Origin of the sequence: Paraburkholderia sp. BL25I1N1 (assembly GCF_003002025.1) — a bacterium.
GTDB lineage: Bacteria > Pseudomonadota > Gammaproteobacteria > Burkholderiales > Burkholderiaceae > Paraburkholderia.
The window spans coordinates 46,909-63,652 of sequence record NZ_PVZB01000005.1 but is presented as its reverse complement, the minus strand read 5'-3'; the positions used below and the strand labels follow the sequence as shown (position 1 = coordinate 63,652).

14 protein-coding genes are annotated in these 16,744 nt (G+C 65.0%); 9 read left to right on the top strand and 5 right to left on the bottom strand.

The features are described from left to right. Positions 1 to 103: 103 nt before the first annotated feature. Together B0G73_RS08955 and B0G73_RS08950 are read right to left on the bottom strand one after the other, a co-directional pair. Complete coding sequence (locus tag B0G73_RS08955) at positions 104 to 4,618, bottom strand: translocation/assembly module TamB domain-containing protein (RefSeq protein WP_106279910.1); 4,515 nt, start codon at positions 4,616 to 4,618, stop codon at positions 104 to 106. A gap of 28 nt (positions 4,619 to 4,646) precedes the next feature. Then, the gene (locus B0G73_RS08950) at positions 4,647 to 6,482 is read right to left on the bottom strand and encodes an autotransporter assembly complex family protein (protein WP_106279909.1); all 1,836 of its coding nucleotides are present in this window, start codon (positions 6,480 to 6,482) and stop codon (positions 4,647 to 4,649) included. 342 nt (positions 6,483 to 6,824) lie between these two features. Here B0G73_RS08950 and B0G73_RS08945 point away from each other — a divergent pair, with 342 nt between their 5' ends. The 4 genes from B0G73_RS08945 to panD all read left to right on the top strand — a co-directional run bounded on the left by B0G73_RS08945 (position 6,825) and on the right by panD (position 9,359). Next, on the top strand, positions 6,825 to 7,010 hold the full coding sequence (locus tag B0G73_RS08945; protein WP_007175923.1) for a DUF3460 family protein: 186 nt from the start codon (positions 6,825 to 6,827) through the stop codon (positions 7,008 to 7,010). Positions 7,011 to 7,014: 4 nt separating this feature from the next. Further along, entirely contained in the window at positions 7,015 to 7,884 is an 870-nt protein-coding gene (locus tag B0G73_RS08940) for a ScpA family protein (RefSeq protein ID WP_106279907.1), read from the top strand. Between the two features lie 202 nt (positions 7,885 to 8,086). Next, complete coding sequence (panC, locus tag B0G73_RS08935) at positions 8,087 to 8,920, top strand: pantoate--beta-alanine ligase (RefSeq protein WP_106279905.1); 834 nt, start codon at positions 8,087 to 8,089, stop codon at positions 8,918 to 8,920. Between the two features lie 52 nt (positions 8,921 to 8,972). After that, entirely contained in the window at positions 8,973 to 9,359 is a 387-nt protein-coding gene (gene panD, locus B0G73_RS08930) for an aspartate 1-decarboxylase (protein WP_012432059.1), read from the top strand. Positions 9,360 to 9,561: 202 nt separating this feature from the next. On the opposite strand, the gene B0G73_RS08925 is transcribed toward panD, so the two are convergent. After that, positions 9,562 to 10,200, bottom strand: a complete 639-nt coding sequence (locus B0G73_RS08925; RefSeq protein ID WP_106279903.1) for a ParA family protein — start codon at positions 10,198 to 10,200, stop codon at positions 9,562 to 9,564. A gap of 209 nt (positions 10,201 to 10,409) precedes the next feature. Between B0G73_RS08925 and B0G73_RS08920 the strand changes: the two genes are divergently transcribed. After that, the gene (locus B0G73_RS08920; RefSeq protein WP_106279901.1) at positions 10,410 to 10,829 is read left to right on the top strand and encodes a PaaI family thioesterase; all 420 of its coding nucleotides are present in this window, start codon (positions 10,410 to 10,412) and stop codon (positions 10,827 to 10,829) included. A 103-nt stretch (positions 10,830 to 10,932) separates the two neighbouring features. Here the strand turns inward: B0G73_RS08920 and B0G73_RS08915 are convergent, their stop codons facing one another. Next, positions 10,933 to 11,349 (bottom strand): DoxX family protein, encoded by a 417-nt coding sequence (locus tag B0G73_RS08915; protein WP_106279899.1) that lies wholly within the window; start codon positions 11,347 to 11,349, stop codon positions 10,933 to 10,935. Between the two features lie 154 nt (positions 11,350 to 11,503). Further along, positions 11,504 to 12,964: a cobyric acid synthase gene (locus tag B0G73_RS08910; RefSeq protein ID WP_181196526.1), complete on the bottom strand. Its 1,461-nt coding sequence runs from the start codon at positions 12,962 to 12,964 to the stop codon at positions 11,504 to 11,506. A gap of 263 nt (positions 12,965 to 13,227) precedes the next feature. Here B0G73_RS08910 and cobU point away from each other — a divergent pair, with 263 nt between their 5' ends. Genes cobU through B0G73_RS08890 form a run of 4 tightly spaced genes read left to right on the top strand, consistent with a single transcriptional unit; the run spans position 13,228 to position 16,731 of the window. Then, positions 13,228 to 13,782: a bifunctional adenosylcobinamide kinase/adenosylcobinamide-phosphate guanylyltransferase gene (cobU, locus tag B0G73_RS08905; protein ID WP_106280427.1), complete on the top strand. Its 555-nt coding sequence runs from the start codon at positions 13,228 to 13,230 to the stop codon at positions 13,780 to 13,782. After that, entirely contained in the window at positions 13,782 to 14,717 is a 936-nt protein-coding gene (gene cbiB / locus B0G73_RS08900) for an adenosylcobinamide-phosphate synthase CbiB (protein ID WP_106279897.1), read from the top strand. The genes cobU and cbiB overlap by 1 nt, the downstream gene beginning before the upstream one ends. Then, positions 14,710 to 15,804 (top strand): threonine-phosphate decarboxylase CobD, encoded by a 1,095-nt coding sequence (gene cobD / locus B0G73_RS08895; RefSeq protein ID WP_106279895.1) that lies wholly within the window; start codon positions 14,710 to 14,712, stop codon positions 15,802 to 15,804. Before cbiB ends, cobD begins: the two co-directional genes overlap by 8 nt. Before the next feature lie 24 nt (positions 15,805 to 15,828). Beyond that, positions 15,829 to 16,731 (top strand): cobalamin-binding protein, encoded by a 903-nt coding sequence (locus B0G73_RS08890; RefSeq protein WP_106279893.1) that lies wholly within the window; start codon positions 15,829 to 15,831, stop codon positions 16,729 to 16,731. The last annotated feature ends 13 nt before the right edge of the window (positions 16,732 to 16,744 follow it).

Here is a 16,744-nt window from a genome sequence, read left to right as displayed (position 1 = left end):
GGCGTCTCACGCAGCAAGCAAGCATGAAAAAACGGCACGCTCTAAAAAGGCGTGCCGTTTTTTTGACCCAGGCGCGAAGATTCCAGCGCAGCCAATCAACCCATCACCACCGAATCCGGTCGAAGCGCCGCGTGTAAAACAGTTCGACGCCGGTGAACGTGCCGCCGTAAGCCCCGACCGACCAGTACCGCGTCAGGTTGACCGTCGCCTTGATCGCATTGCTCGCCGACTGCAGCCCCTGTTCGTAGCCGATCACGAGCCGCTCGTTGATCGCCTTCGACACCATCACCACTTGCGGATCAGTCAAGCCGACTTCGCTCTGCCCGACCGAAAATTCGTCAAGCCCGAACGTCTGCGCGATCCGCTTGCCGCTCGCGCTGCCGAGCAGCGCGAGCGCCGTCGTCATGGTGCTTTGCTGACCGAGGTTATTACCCTGATCCGTGCCGTGGCCGAACAGCAGCCACGAGAGCTTTTCGTTGTCCGGCACGTTCGGCTCGGACACCAGCTTCGCCGTCGGGAATTGAACCGTGCCCGTGACCTGCACGCCCGCCTCGACCTGCTGATTGCGGCGCATGGCCAGGATATTGATGCCTGGATTGGCCACCGGCCCGTTGAACGTGAAGAAACCGTTCTCGATGTTGAGCTTGCGGCCGAACGCCGTGTAGGTTGAGCCCTGCGTGACGCGCACGTTCCCCACCGCGCGCAGCGGAAGATCCGGCGCGCTCATCGCCGTGATCGTGCCGGTCAGGCCCAGGTCGGCGCCCTGGCCGCGAAAACGGAAGTTGTTGCCAAGGCTGATGTCGATATTGGCGCGCGGCGCAAACGGACCGATCGGCTTGTTGGTGCCGGGCACGGGTCGCGGCCGCTCGCCCGCCACCGAACCGTCCGGGCGCACCACCACGACGTCGTCGCCGAGCTTCGGCGCGGACTGCTCCGGCATGTCGAACAACGCATGATCGACCACGAATTTGCCGTTGATCGCCATGCCGCCCTGCGCGCCCGCGTTCGCGACGCTCGCGCTGCCCGACAGCGACAAGTTACGATCCGGCGCGGCAAACAATTCGAGCTTGTCCGCGACGATGCTCGCGGTCAGATCGGGCTCCGCGCCGTCCAGACGCACACGCCCGGTGGCACGCAGGGTGCCGCTTGCGCCGTGAAATTCAACCTGCTGGAAGTCGACCAGATTGTGCGAAAGCGCGATGCGCACCACGCCGTCCTTCAACTGCACGCCCTGATCGACCATGGTCGCGGACAGGCCGTCGCCGAGCAGCGAGCCGGTCAGGTTCGGTTTGGCAACGGTGCCGCCGAGCGCGAGCTTGAGCGCGAGGTGGCCGTCGAGCAGATAGCTCGGGCCGAACAGGCCGCCGGTCGTTTTCAGCGACGGCACGTTGGTGTTCACATTGCCGGTGAGCGCGCCGTCTTCGTTGAGGGTCAGGAAGCCGTCGCGCATCACCAGCGTGGTGTGCGCGTCGGCGTCGATCACGCCGATGCGGCTCGCCTGCGCGTGCACGGTGGCGTTGAGCCGGTTGCCGCCGCTGAACTCGGCGCGCGCGGCGATGCTCGAAATACCGAGAGACGCGAGCCCCCGGCCGATTTCAACCGTGACGTCGCCGCTGCGGCGCTGCAACTGGATGTGGCCGGTCGCCGTGCTGCCGAGCGCGAAGTCCCAGTCGCCGTCGAACACGAGATCGGTTTTGACGTGCGGCGGCTCGCCCGTGATCTCGCGCCGCAGGTCTTGCAAACGCGCGACCGGGATGCCGGTCAGACTGCCTGCCGACTGAAGCTTGCCGTGGTCGAAGACAAAGGTTTTCAGGCTCAACACCGCGCCTTCGAGCGTGAGCCGGGTCGTGCCCAGCGTCAGGCGGTCCGGCCCGGCGCTGACGGCGAGCGGCGACTCGAGATTCAACGCCGGCGTGCCGCGGTTCTGCAAGCGCGTGACGGTGCCGTCCCAGCGCGTGCCGTCGCGCGCTTCGGTCAGCTTGCCGTTGGCGGCGAGCGTGAGATCGAGCGGACGCTCCTGCAACTTGCCGGTGGCCGCGGCCTCGAGCGTGTGATTGGCGCGCGTGCCGGACAGACGTGCCGTGAGCGTGCTCAGATCGACGCCGCCCGCGCTGACATTGCGCGCGTCGGTGGTGAAGACGAGCGCGCCGTTCGCGCCGTCGCGCAATTCGGCGTGCCCTTCCGCATGGCCGATGTGGTTGCTGCTGAATACCACGCTGTCCGCCTTGTAGTTCAGCACGACATTCGGATGCGCGAACGAGCCGGTGACGTCGCCATCGGTCGCGATAAGTCCCGCGAGACCGAAGCCGAGGCGTTCCAGCGCCGGGGCGTCGACGTGGAACTTCAGCCGGTCGCCGCGTGCGCCGAAGCTGCCCTGCAGATCCACCTGATTGCCCGCCACCGAGAGGTTCGCGCGGCTCGGCAAAATCCGCGAGCCCGCCAACTGGATCGTTCCACCGCCGGTCAGCGGCAGGCCGTCGTAGACGCTCGGACCGAGCTTGAATTCGGCCTTGGTCGTGAAGACTGGACCGAGCATGCCGGCGGCGGTGAGCGTGCCGGTCACGCGCGCTTCGATCTTGCGGGCGGGCGGGGCGCCGCGTTTCTTTGGCGGCGGCGTTTTGCGCTCGACTACTTCGGTTTTGACCGCAGCTTTGGCGGTGTTTTTCACGGCGGCGGCGGCTTTATCGGCGGGCGCCGCGGATTTTGCGCCGGCCGTGCTGCCCGCTTGCGCGGCCGCGGCCTGTGCGGTTTTGCTGTTTCTGGCCTGGTTCGCTGCCGGCGCCGCTTCGGCTATCGGCTTGCGCGACGGCATCTGCGAAGTCAGCGTCAACGGATCGAAATCGGTCAGTTGCGCTTTCAGGTTGTAGGTGGAATTCGCGTCGTGCTTGAGCGCCCCGGACAGGTCGATGCGGCCTTTGCCCGACGTGATGCGCACGTCGTTGAAGCTCATGCGGGCGGGATCGAACGTAACCTTGCCCTGGGCGCGCAACGCCGCTTTCGGGTCGGCGAGATCGAGCGTGAGGCTCTGCACATCGTCGTTCAGGCGCACGCCGATGGGGCCGGACAGCTGCGTGGGCCGCACCGTCGCCTGCAGCGCGTTCAGGTCGAGATTGGCGACGCGCAGATCGAACTGTCCGCGCTTGCCGGATAGCGTACCGCCGCCTGTGAGCGTAGCGTTCTTCACGATCCGCACGGCGAGGTTCGAGATGCGCTGCGCCTGGGCGTCGAGCCGCACGTTTGCGTTGGCGTCGATTAGCGGCAGCAGGTTCTGGTCGATCGCGCCGGGTTTGGCGTTGACGATCGAAACATGGCCGGCGACGGCGAAAGTCGCGGCGGGTGGGGTGTTGCTCTTTCCGTTTTTCGCCACGGGCGGTTGTGCTGCGCTCGCGGCCTGGCTTGCGCTTGTGAGGGCACTTTGGCTGGCCGCGCGGCTGCGGGTGTCGGCTGCGCTGGCGGTGTTCGCGGTGCTACTAGCAGTCGCCGAACGACCAGCACTCGCCGAACTCGCGGGCTTTCTCACTGCCTTCGCCCCACTTGCCGCACCTGTCCCGGACGCAGCGCCTATTGCACTCGCGGCACTCGCCCCACTCGCCCCCGTTGCCCCACTCGCCCCCAGCACGACCTCCCCCGCCGCATCCTGCCCCACCGGCTGCAATTCCGCCCGCACGGCCAGATCGGCCAGCGGCGCACCGGGCGCAAAAGCCTGCGGATTGATGTGATCGAAAGTCAGCGTGGCGCGCTGCAGCGGCACGTCACCGAAGGGCGTAGCCTCGACTCGCGCATGACCGGCGAGCTTCATGCCGCTAGCGTCGAGTTCCGCGATGAGATTCTCCAACGAGCCGCTCAGATGGCCGCCCACCTGCACCGCTTCGTCGTTCACCTTCCCCGAATAGCCGATCTCCCCGCTCAACGGAAACGGCCGCACACCGTCGAGTTTGGCGGCCGCCGTCACCGCGCCGAACGGCGTATCCAGCCGCTCGATCGCGGCTTCGTGATGGCGCCCGTCGCTGCGACCATGAAAGACGAAGCGCGAGAATTCGGTTGTCGACGCGCCCTGATGCAGCAGCAGCTTGTCGACCTGGACGTCGCGGACGTCGAGCTGCATCGGCAAGCGCAAATCCTGCGGCAATTTCACCGGCCCGCTGCTGCTCGACGACGAAGAACCGATGCGCGCGTCCACCGTGCCGATATGCAAATAGTCGATCGTGAATCGCCACGGCTCACGCGCGAGCGCCCAGCGGCCCGCCACGCGGTCGATCTGAATATCGGTACCGCTGCCGTCGAGGCTGCGCCAGCGTACTTGCCGCAATTGCAGGCCATTGGCGAGCGTCCCTCGCTCCAGCGTGCCGCTCAGCTTGCCGCCCAGCAGCTTCACCGCCGCCTGCCAGGCATAGGCGGTGCCGCGCTCGGTCGTCAGCGCGCCGTACAGCAAGCCCACCCCCAACGCGAGCAACAACACCAGCACGGCCACCATCCACGCGAACGTTTTCAGCAGCAACCGGCCGAGGCGGCGCCTGGGCGGCGGCGCCCCGGGCGGCGGCTGCTGTCCCGGCGGCTCTCCTGGCGGATTAGCGCCGGGAGGCTGCACGGGAGGTTGAGTGGAAACGTCCGTGGTCATGCGTGGATCATGTGGAAGCAGGTTTTCATCAGAAGGCAATGCCCAGCGTCAGATACGGCCGCACGCTCTTGTTGCGAATGCCGTAGGCGAGATCGACGTTGACCGGGCCAACCGGGCTGCGCCAGCGCGCCCCGACGCCGACGCCGGGATAAAAGACTTTTTCGCCCCATGTGTCCGTGGCGGTGCCGACGTCGAAGAACGCAGCCGCGCCCCAGTCGTGATTGAACCAGTGCTGGTACTCGGCCGAGCCCGTGACGAGATACTTGGTGGGCAGCACCGAACCATCGACGCTGTTACCGATGCTCTGATAGCCATAGCCGCGCACCGAATTCGATCCGCCCGCGCGAAACAGCAGCGACGCGGGAATGCCGCTCGAAGGGCCGCTCGTGAACACGCCGCCGAGTTCGGCGCGAATCAGCACGAGGTCTTGCTTGCCGATCGGCAGATACTGCTGACCGCGCGCGTAGCCGCGAATGAAGGTCTGGTCGGTCAACACGCCTTTCACCGCGAAACCCGCCTCGACGTGAATCAGGTTGCCGCTGCGCGGAAACAACGGGTCGTCGGTATGGCGCCGGGTCCACGACCAGGACGGCACCAGCGCGCGGCTCGTGGTCGGCTCCGCCGCATTCTGATCGAGCCGGTCCTGGTAGTACAGGAGCGAGTAGTTGTAGTCGATGAATTGCGAGGTCCGGGCCCGCTGCACGCCGCCGCGGATACTGTAAATACGCGTGTCGGATACGTCGGTCGTGGTGTAGGACGCCAGCATGCTATTGGTCCACGCACGCGGCCCCGGCGGCATGGCGAGCTGGATTTGTCCGTATTGCTGGATCTGGTCGACGCGACCCTGAATGGTGAACGGCCACGCCTTGCCGAACGTGTCGAGATACGAATAGGAACCCTGGACCAGCGGACCGTTGTCCGTCGAATAGCCGACGCCGCCTCGAATGCTGTTGTACGGATATTCCGACACCTTCACGTGCACCGGCGTCTCGACCGGCTTGGCCGGGTCGCTGTTCACGTCGATCGCGACGCTCGCGTAGTAAGGCGTGTTCTGCAACTGCCTCTGCAATTCGGTGATGCGCTGAACGTCGTAGATATCGCCCACCGAAATCGGATTCACGTTCTCGACGATCTGTTCCGGATAGCGGCGCGTGCCCGATACGTCCAGCTTGCCCATCGTGAAGGTCGGCCCGCTCTCGTACGTGACCGACAGTTTGGCCTCGTGCGTGCGCGGATCGACTCGTGCCTCCGAGTGGTAGACCTTCGCGCCCAGATAGCGACGCGCCTGCAAGGCCTTGAGCGACGCGTTTTTCGCGTCGTCCCAATCGCCCTGCGAGAACGGATCGCCTTCGTGCAGTGAAAATGCGAAGCGCGCGGTGTTTTCCTGCTCAGGATCTTCGGTCAGCACCGGCCCGCGAAACGACAGCGAAACCGATGAGACGACGGTCTGCGGACCGGGATCGACGCTCACCGTGACGCGCTTCGCATCATCGACGGTACGCACATCCGTGCGCACGATCGGCGTGAAATAGCCCTGTGTGGAAGCCAGATCTCGCACTTGCTGGGGCGTGGCGGTGATCAGAAACTCGAACTGGTCGTCGCTGATGTCGGGACGTTTGGCGAAACGCGCGATATCCAGATGCGCTTCGAGCAGCTTGCGCAGCGAGCGCGGCGTGGCTTCGATGTCGACCTTGTAGCTGGCCGCCGCTTTCGCTGCATGGGCGTTGCCGGTTGCCAGCGTCAGCATGACGAGGCCAAATGCCAGCCACGTGCGCAGCCAGTGCCGCATGGGCGTGCGATGCCCAGACCCGGAACCGGCCTTGCCGCGCCGCAGCCGCGGCTTGTCGATCGCGCACCCCGCCAAACAGGACCTCCGGCCGTGGTTGATGAATTTTGTCGCTCAGGCGCGCCGCGGCGGCCGAAGCACGCTATTTGACCACATCGGCGCGACGCCGCCAGATCTCTAAAACAACGTCCGCGGCACGCCAGCCGCCAACGCGCCCGCCTTGGACGCGCGCCGCGCCACGCGGGTTCCAGCTATCTTCATGCGCCGCCCGCCCGGCTATGCCGCCGTTTTTCGCCCCCGCGCCGCGCATGCGGTAAAATTATGGAATAGCAGCGGCACCGTGCGACGAAACAACCCAGATGCGAGCTACGCAAATGCGCGCCGGGCAGCCGCCAATTCCCATACCACGGACGTCGAGCCATGTATCAATCGGACATCACCCAGTTCCTGAACCAGCTCAAGCAACAGAAACCCAATCTGGAAGCCGAACAGCGCCGCGGCCGCGCTCTGCTGTGGGACAAACAGCCGATCGACCTGGAAGAACGCGCCGAGCAGAAAGCCTCGCGCGTGGAACAGACGCCTTACTCGTACTATCAAAACTTCTAAGCGCGTGAGTCACGCCGACGAGGCCCACGGCGCACCGCCGGCCGACGCCGCGCTCGCCGCGCCCGCCACCGATTCGACCCCGGACACCGTCGACGGCATTGCGTTCGCACGCCTGTACGGCGAGCCGCTCTTCAAGCTGCCGACGGACCTGTACATTCCGCCGGACGCGCTCGAAGTCTTTCTCGAAACGTTCGAAGGACCGCTGGATCTGTTGCTGTACCTGATCCGCAAGCAGAACTTCAACGTGCTCGACATCCCGATGGCGGACGTCACGGTGCAATACCTCGGCTATGTCGACCAGTTGCGCCAGACCAATCTCGAACTCGCGTCCGAGTATCTGCTCATGGCCGCGATGCTCATCGAGATCAAGTCGCGCATGCTGCTGCCGGTCAAGAAAGCCGACAGCGGCGAGGAAGCCGAAGATCCGCGCGCCGAACTCGTGCGGCGCCTGCTCGAATACGAGCAGATGAAACTCGCCGCGCAGCGTATTGACCAGTTGCCGCAACTCGGGCGCGATTTCCTGCGCGCCGAGGTCTACATCGAGCAAAGCATCACGCCGCGTTTTCCCGACGTGAACAGCGAAGACCTGCGCGCCGCGTGGGCCGACGTGATCAAGCGCGCCAAGCTGGTCCAGCATCACAAGATTTCGCGCGAAGAGCTGTCGGTGCGCGAGCATATGAGCTCGATCCTGCGGCAGCTGCAGAACGCGCGCTTCATCGAGTTCTCCGACCTGTTCGACACGAGCAAGGGCGTGCCGGTGGTGGTAGTGAATTTCATCGCCGTGCTCGAGCTGTGCCGCGAAACGCTCGTCGAAATCACCCAGGCAGAACCCTTCGCGCCGATTTATGTGCGCCTCGCCTATCTGCCCGCCTGACGGCCTCGAACGGGGCGAAATCCCGCATATCAGGATTTCACCCGATGGGAAAAGCCGCCTCTTTTCGGTGCGGCGGCCACGCAAATCCACTACAATCCCGCGCTCCGAACCTGTCATTACCAGTGAGGCGGCGGCCCGCGCGATTCCGTAGGGTTTTGCGTCCAGCCCGTCTCGCGCCGCGCGAGGAAATCCCTGTCCGATCATGAAAGTCATCAGCTCGATCCATGAATTGCGCGACCAGTTGCGCGGCCAGAATCGCACGGCCTTTGTGCCGACCATGGGCAATCTGCACGAGGGCCATCTGTCGCTGATGCGTCTCGCCCGCCAGCACGGCGATCCGGTGGTGGCGAGTATTTTCGTCAATCGGCTGCAGTTCGGTCCGAACGAGGATTTCGACAAATACCCGCGCACCATGGAAGCGGATATCGAAAAGCTCCAGAAGGAAAACGTCTACGTGCTGTTCGCGCCGACGGAAAAGGATCTGTATCCGGAGCCGCAGGAGTATCGCGTGCATCCGCCGCACGATCTGGGCGATATTCTCGAAGGCGAATTCCGGCCCGGCTTTTTCCAGGGCGTGTGCACGGTGGTGATGAAACTGATGTCGTGCGTGCAGCCGCGCGTCGCCGTGTTCGGCAAGAAGGATTACCAGCAGTTGATGATCGTGCGCCGCATGTGCAACCAGTTCGCGCTGCCCACGGACATCATCGCCGCCGAAACCGTGCGTGACACCGACGGGCTCGCGCTCAGCTCGCGCAATCGCTATCTGCAGGCCGCCGAGCGCGCCGAAGCGCCGAAGTTGGCCGCTGAATTGAATCGCGTGCGCGACGCCGTGCTTTCCGGCGAGCGCGACTTCGCGAAGATCGAACAGGCGGCGATGGCGGCCTTGGCCGCGCGCGGCTGGCAGCCGGATTACATCGCGGTGCGCAAGCGCTCGAATCTGCTGCCGCCGGGTCCGCAAGACGCGAACGCGGAACTGGTCGTGCTGGCGGCCGCCAAGCTCGGCGCCACCCGTCTTATCGACAACCTCGAAATCTGAAGCTGTCTCAGATAGCGTAGACACGCATAAGAGAAATCACACAGGATTGGTCATGCAACGCAACATGCTGAAGTCGAAGATCCACCGCGTCGCGGTCACGCACTGCGAGTTGCACTACGAAGGCTCGTGCGCGATCGACGAAGACTTGCTGGAAGCGGCGAATATCGTCGAAAACGAGCGGATCGACATCTGGAACATCAACAATGGCGAGCGTTTCTCGACCTACGCGATCAAGGGCGAGCGCGGCAGCGGCATGATTTCGCTGAACGGTTCCGCCGCGCGGCGCGCGCAGCTGGGCGATCTGGTGATCATCGCGGCGTTCGCGGTAGTGGATGAAGCGGAACTGAAGGCCGGCTGGAAGCCGGACCTGGTATTCGTAGACGACAACAACAAGATCAAGGGCAGCCGCGATCACGTGCCGACGCAGAACTGGACCTGAACGCCTTGTAGTTCCCTTGAGCCCTCGTCTGGTCGCGGCGCTGAACGCTTCTTTTTGGCCGGGTTAAGGCGTGGGCGTCAAACGTCAGTCTGGACTTGAGCCCCTTGTAAAACCACCGGCGCGCGCCCTTCGCGAAGCGACCAAATACTTATAACGTGGGCTGCATCACGGTGTAGCGGGCGCCACGGCCCGCCTGCCCGCTTCATCCTTTCTTGCCGCTCCCGTTAGTCCATTCGAGGATCGCCTGCCACTGCTCCAGATCCTTCTCCACACGGCTTTTCGCGACGTCCCACAGGGTCAGCCCGTGGGCCGCCAGTTGCACGTAATTCTGCGTGTCGCGCAAAAAACCCAGCACCGGCAGTTTCAAACCCTCGACGAAACGATGCAGTTGTTCCGCCGAGCGGGTGCGCGCATCCACGCGCATGCCGACCACGCCGATTTCGATCGCGCCTTTCCTGACGGCCTTCTCCTTGGCCAGCCGTTCGAGGAATTCCTGGGTGGCCAGAATATCGAACATGGACGGCTGGAGCGGCACGATCACCTTGTCGGCCAGATCCAGCGCGATACCCAGACGATTGCCGTGCAGCCCGGCCGGCGTGTCGATAACCGCGTGCTCCAGCCCTTTGGGCGGTTTGGCCGGCGCGTCCTGATTGACTTCCCAGGTTTCAATGGCCGGCAGCGTGTCGGGCCGCAACGACAGCCACGCGTGCGCGGACTGCTGTTTGTCCAGGTCCGCCAGTGCGACCCATTCGCCGGCTGCGGCGAAATAGCCGGCCAGATTGGTCGACAGCGTGCTTTTGCCCACGCCGCCCTTCGGATTCGCCACCACGATCACCGTCATGAATTCTCCCGGAAAGAAGGCTGGGCGCCGCCAGCCGGTTTGCCGCGTAGTTGCTTTGACATGCGCAAGTGTGCCCGGATTCGTGCCGGGTTCAGTGCCACCTGCTGATCCAGCCGTTGATAATATCGAGAAATGCACGTTGGCCGAAGCCCCCAAACGGCTAATCGGCCGCCGTGCCCGCCGATTTTTCCATTGAGGACCCGAATCTCATGAGCAAACTCCGCCCGGAATACACCGTCGAACGTCTCCACGAACGCCAGAAAGGCTCGCTGCCCGGCTTGCTGGGCGTGCATGTGCTGTCGCTGGAAGAAGGCGTCCTGACCGCGGAATTGGCCGTGCGCACGGAATTGCTCGCGCCGAATGGCTTTTTGCACGCCGCCACCGTGATCGGTCTCGCCGATACCGCCTGCGGTTACGCCTGCCTCGCCCACTTGCCGGAGACGGCGCGCAATTTCACGACCATCGAGCTGAAAAGCAATTTTCTCGGCACGGCGACGGAGGGAACGATCCGCGCGGTCGCGACGGGCGTGCATCTTGGGCGCAGCACGCAGGTGTGGGATGCCACGGTCACCGATCCGAACGGCAAGACGATGGCGCTGTTTCGCTGTACGCAGATGGTGTTGTATTGATTGCGTGAAGCCGGCGCCACGAGCGCCGCGCCATGAAAAAAGCACGCGGCCTTCCGGACGCGTGCTTTTTTTGACTGGGTTTGGCCTTACTGGGCCTGGCCGGTCAGGCAGCCACCGCCCGCGGCGCCTTCGCCCCACCGAACGCCAGCGCCCCGCCGCCGAGCAGCGACTGCACCGCCAACGTCACCGCCCAGAACGCCGGATACTCCCAGCCGCCATGCGGCGACGCGAAGCCCCAGCCGTTATGCAGATGCTGCGACATCGCGCCAAGCATGAACGGCAGCAGCACCAGCGCGACCCAGCGGACCTGCACGCCGAGCAGCAGCGCGATGCCGCCGAACAGTTCGACGAAGGCCGTCACATAGCCGAGCCAACCCGGCAAGCCGAGCGAGACGAAAAACTGTGCCGTGCCGGGCAGCGTGAAGACGAAAATCTTCTGCAGACTGTGAGCGAGATAGAGCACGCCCAAGGCGACGCGAAGAAGCAGAGCGGCCAGATCGGCGGAGCGATTCGAGTTCATGACGAGATCCTTGAGAGAGGGACAGCCTGGAACCGGCCGTCGATATCGGAACTCTATTCGAACCGTATGAGGCAAAAAACCGTCCTGCGGGCTTTGATTATTTCTCAATAGGATTTAATTGGCCCACCCCACCCCCGCCGCGCCGGACTCCGGCTCACCCAATCGCCGCAAACAATTTCGGCAGATCGAGATGCTGCGCAAGCGTATCCGCAAGGCGTTCCAGCGACGCTTCGCGCAACGCCGGATAGTCGATTTCCTCGGCCTCGCGCAATCCCGCCCATGCGAGCAACGCGGCGCACGCGGCCGGCGTGTCGAACAAACCGTGGACGTATGTCGCGAGAATCTGGCCGTCGGCGGAAATCGCGCCGTCGGGATGCGCGGCGTGCGCATCGCCCAAGCGTAACGCGGGCCTGTCGAGCGCGGGGCCGCGCGTTTCGCCCATATGAATCTCGTAGCCGGCCACTTCTGGCGAGCCCGGCAACGCGAGGTGTCCGGTGACATTCTTGAGCGTCTTGTCGCGCGTGAGCACCGTCGAGTAATCGAGCCAGCCGAGTCCCGCCGACGTCCCCGGCGCGCTCTCGACACCATGCGGATCGGCCACTTCACGCCCAAGCATCTGCATGCCGCCGCAAATGCCGATCACGCGGCCGCCGTAACGCAAATGCTTTTGCAGCACCGCGTCCCAACCTTGCGCGCGCAAAAACGCCAGATCGCCCGGCACGTTCTTCGAGCCCGGCAGAATGATCAGATCAGCCGGCGGCGGTGGCGTGCCGCTACGCACGTAATGAAAATCGACCTGTGGATGCGCGCGCAGCGCGTCGAAATCCGTGTGATTGCTGATGTGCGGCAGCACCGGCACAACCACTCGCAGCATGCGTCCCGCGCCGCCGCTGTGCGCCGCGCGCAACTCAGGCGGCAGCATGTCTTCGGCGTCGAGCGTGAGGCCGTGCAGGTAGGGCACGACGCCGAGCACCGGCTTGCCGGTTTTCGCTTCGAGCCAATCCAGGCCGGGCTTCAGCAAACTGACGTCGCCGCGAAAACGGTTGATGATGAACCCGCGCACCCGCGCCTGCTCGCTCTCGGACAGGCACGCGAGCGTGCCCGTGAGATGGGCGAACACACCGCCGCGGTCGATATCGGCGACCAGCACGACCGGACAATCGACCGCCTCCGCGAAACCCATGTTGGCGATATCGCGATCACGCAGATTGATTTCCGCGGGACTGCCCGCCCCCTCGACGAATATCGTCTCGTACGCCGCCTGCAGACGCGCATACGATTGCAGCACCGCTTCGAACGCGACGGGTTTGTAGTCGTGATAGGCCCGCGCGTCGAGATTCATGCGCGCCTTGCCATGGATGATCACTTGCGCGCCGCGGTCGCTGGTCGGCTTGAGCAGCACCGGGTTCAGATCCGTGTGCGCGGCAATGCCAGCGGCGATCGCCTGCAAAGCCTGGGCGCGGCCGATCTCGCCGCCGTCCACCGTCACCGCGCTGTTGAGCGCCATGTTCTGCGGCTTAAACGGCGCGACCCGCACTCCGGCGCGCCGCGCGAGGCGGCACAGCCCGGCGACCAGCGTGCTCTTGCCGGCATCGGACGTGGTGCCCTGAATCATCAGCGTGCCGCGCGGCACGGGTACGGCGACAGGCGGGGTCGAAGTGGTGGTCACGGAATCTCGGGCTTGGCGGTGAACAGTGAGTCAATCGGGTTAAGCAGTGAAGCAAGCGGCAATGCCGCGACACTGCGCGCAGGGTGTGGAACGCGGCTAACGCATGCATGCAACTCGCGTCGCGTCGTTCGCATCGCTCGCACCAAACCCATCAAACGCGGCATTATCCCATCGCGCCGGCCCGCGCTGCACGCCGGTACAATCACGCGATGACTCCCCGCGACCTCACCTTCGTACTCGGCGGCGCCCGCTCAGGCAAAAGCCTGCATGCCGAACAGCTTGCCGCCGACAGCGCCCTCCCCGTCACCTACATCGCCACCGCGCGCGTGACGGACGACGCCGAATTTCGCGCGCGCATCGCGCATCATCGCGAACGGCGTCCAAGGCATTGGCAACTGTTCGAAGCGGGCGTCGATCTCGCCGGCGCCGTGACGCAAAACGACGCGTCCGGCCACTGCATCCTGATCGATTGCCTCACGTTGTGGCTCGCCAATCTGCTGTGTCCGCCAGAAGGCGACGCCCTGCCGCTCGAGCGCTGTCACGCGCATGTCGCCGCGCTCGAAGCGGCCCTCATCAACGCCAAAGGCAAGCTCATCGTGGTCAGCAATGAAATCGGCCTGGGCGTGGTGCCGCTCGGCGCGGCCACGCGTCTTTACGTCGATGAACTCGGCCGGCTCAACCAGCGCATCGCCGCGTTGAGCACTCAGGCCACGATGTTGGTCGCCGGTTTGCCGCTCGCGCTGAAAACCGCGAGCCACGCGTAATGCTCTCGCTCCCGCTTCTCGTGACGCTGGCCACCGCGGGCGTCGCCGTCGACCGCTGGTTCGGCGAGCCGCGCGCGGCGCATCCGCTGGTGGGCTTCGGCAACTGGGCGAAGCGCCTGGAAAAACGCTACAACACCGGGCGGCGCTTACGGCTCAAAGGTCTGCTGGCCTGGTCGCTGGCCGTCATGCCGCCAGTACTGATCGCATGGTGTCTGATCGCCGTGCTGCCGTTCTACGCGGCCTGCGTGGTGCATGTGCTGCTGCTGTGGTTCGCGCTCGGCGCGCGCAGTCTGCACGAGCACATCGCGCCGATCGCGCAGGCGCTGGTGCAGCGTGACCTCCGGCAAGCGCGTTTGCTGACCGCGCGCATCGTCTCGCGCGAAACCGCGGACGCCGACGAAGGTGCGCTATCGCGCGCCGCCGTCGAATCGGCGCTCGAAAACGGCAACGACGCGATCTTCGGCGCGCTGTTCTGGTTCGCCATTGCGGGCGGTCCGGGCGCGCTCGCGTTCCGCCTCGCCAACACGCTCGACGCCATGTGGGGTTATCGCACGCCGCGCTATTTGCGCTACGGCTGGGCCGCCGCGCGTATCGACGACGTGCTCAACTGGATTCCCGCGCGCCTGACCGCCGCGAGCTACGCGTTGCTCGGCGACACACGTACCGCGTGGCGCTGCTGGCGCGAGCAGGCGCCAAGGTGGGACAGCCCGAACGCCGGGCCGGTGATGGCTTCCGGCGCGGGCAGTCTGAACGTGCTAATCGGCGGGCCGGCGGTGTATCACGGCGCGTTGGAACACCGGCCGACGCTCGGCTTCGGGCATACCGCGAAAGCCAGTCACGTGAGCGCCGCATTGATGCTGGTCGAGCGCACGGTGATTCTGTGGCTTGCGGTGTTGATCGTGCTGGCGTTGTTAAGCGTGCCGTTTCATGGTTGATTCAGTGAACGTCCAAGTGGGCGGCGAAACATTCGCCGCGATAGATGCAGTCGTGCACGGCGGCAATCTGCACGAAGCGGCGCGGCGCTACGACATTCCGTACACGGAGTGGCTCGATCTGTCGACGGGTATCAATCCGCACGGCTATCCGGTCCCGCCGGTCCCCGCCGATGCCTGGCGCCGTCTGCCCGACGAAGGCGACGATTTCGCCGCGTACGCCGCGCGCTATTACGGCGCGCCCGACGCGGCACATGTGCTGCCGGTCGCGGGCAGCCAGGCGGCGATTCGCGCGCTGCCCGCGCTGCTACCGCGCGCATGCGTCGGCATCGCGCCGCTTACGTATAGCGAATACGCGCCCGCATTCGCGCGCAGCGGCCATGAAGTGATGCCGCTCGACGTCGCATGGGAAACGTTGCCCGAAGCGCTCATGCATGTAGTCGTCGTGAATCCGAACAATCCGACCGCCGCACATCTGAGCACCGCCAGGCTGCTGCACTGGCATGCGCAGCTGAGCGCGCGCGGCGGCACGCTGCTGGTCGATGAAGCCTTCGCCGATACGATGCCGGCTGCCTCGCTCGCGGCGAGCACGCACCGCGACGGCTTGATCGTGTTGCGCTCGCCGGGAAAATTTTTCGGCCTCGCCGGTGTACGCGCGGGATTTGTACTCGGCGTGCCTGCTTTGCTCCAAAGGTTGCGCGGCGCGCTCGGCGCGTGGACGGTCAGTGGTCCAGCCCGTCACGTGGTCAAAGCCGCATTCGCCGATGAAGCCTGGCAACGTGATATGCGCACACGACTCGGAGCCGAAAGCGCGCGGCTGACCGGTCTGTTGCATGCGCAAGGTTTCAACACCCGCAGCACGCCGCTTTTCGCGTGGACCGACGACCCACGCGCCGCCGCTCTGCATGCAGCCCTCGCGCGACGCGGCGTGTGGACGCGTCTATTCACATTGTCGGGCAGCGTCCGATTCGGCTTGCCCGCAAGCGAAGCTGAATGGGCACGCTTCGAAGAAAGCATGCGCGAAGCCGTACGAGAAATCGATCCCAACGAGCGGGCTGATTCAAAGAAGACGAACTCGCTCCCACAATAACTACGCGCCTCGCGGCCTCGCCCGATGAACCGACTCGCCCTCGCCTTCGCACTCTTCATCACCGCACATCACGCTCACGCCGCCATCTCCGTGACTGACGACACCGGCGCAACCGTCACCTTGCCCGCTCCCGCGCAACGTGTCATCAGCCTCGCGCCGCACGTCACCGAATTGCTGTACGCCGCGGGCGCTGGTGCGAAAGTGGTCGGCGTCGTCTCGTACAGCGACTATCCGCCCGAGGCGAAACAGTTGCCGCGCGTCGGCGATAACAAGGCGCTCGATCTCGAACGCATCGTCGCGCTCAAACCCGATCTGATCGTGGTGTGGCGGCATGGCAATGCGCAGCGTCAGCTCGATCGCCTGCGCGAGATGCACATTCCGTTGTTCTTCAGCGAGCCGCATCATCTCGACGACGTCGCCGTGTCGCTGACGAAACTCGGACAATTGTTGGGCACGTCATCGACCGCGGATGCGGCGGCGGCCGCCTACCGCCAGGACATCGCGAAACTGCGCAACCAGTACACGAACCGGCCGCCCGTCAGCGTGTTCTATCAGGTGTGGGATCAACCGTTGATGACGCTCAACGGCAAGCATATGGTCAGCGACGTCATCGCGCTATGCGGTGGCCGCAATGTGTTCGCCGGACTCGAGCCGCTGGTGCCGACGGTGTCGACGGAAGCGGTGCTCGCCGCGAATCCGGAAGCAATCGTCACCGCAGCACCGGGCGCGACCAGGCCGGACACCACCTTGCCGCAACTCGGCACATGGCGCGCATGGCCGAGCCTGACCGCCGTGGCAAATAACAACCTCTTCGCGATCGACGGCGATCTGATCAACCGCCCCGCGCCTCGCATTGCGCAAGGCGCGAAGCAAATGTGCGAGGACCTCGAAGTGGCGCGTTCACGCAGGAAGCCCGGCGCGCAGTAACGCGAGGACCATC